Origin of the sequence: Pseudoalteromonas sp. SIMBA_162 (assembly GCF_046535955.1) — a bacterium.
Taxonomy (GTDB): Bacteria; Pseudomonadota; Gammaproteobacteria; order Enterobacterales; family Alteromonadaceae; genus Pseudoalteromonas; species Pseudoalteromonas marina.
Window position 1 is genome coordinate 1 of the sequence record NZ_JAWJBQ010000720.1, and the last position, 256, is coordinate 256.

1 protein-coding gene is annotated in these 256 nt (G+C 69.5%); it reads left to right on the forward strand.

Annotated elements, in window-relative coordinates; genetic code table 11:
• The coding region (locus tag R0J88_RS21550; protein WP_410901111.1) for a hypothetical protein at positions 1–233 on the forward strand (233 nt) is incomplete at its 5' end.
• Between the last annotated feature and the right edge of the window lie 23 nt (positions 234–256).

Consider the following 256-nt stretch of genomic DNA (forward strand, 5'->3'; position numbering starts at 1 on the left):
GGCGGGAGCTGTGGCTCGTGCATTTGTGGCATGCATTCGACGACGTCGGCTTGCCGAGCGCGTTGCGCGCGGATTTCTGGCGCTGGGCGGAACCGTTGTCGGTGCAACTGCTCGCCCCGCATGCGCGGCACGACCGACTGACCCGCTATTCGTACGACACCGTGCAAAGCTGGTTCGCGATGCCGCCTGCGCAGCCCGACCCGCCGGGCCGGGATCGTACCGGCGCGCGCTGATCATGCCGCGGCCGGCGATGTGC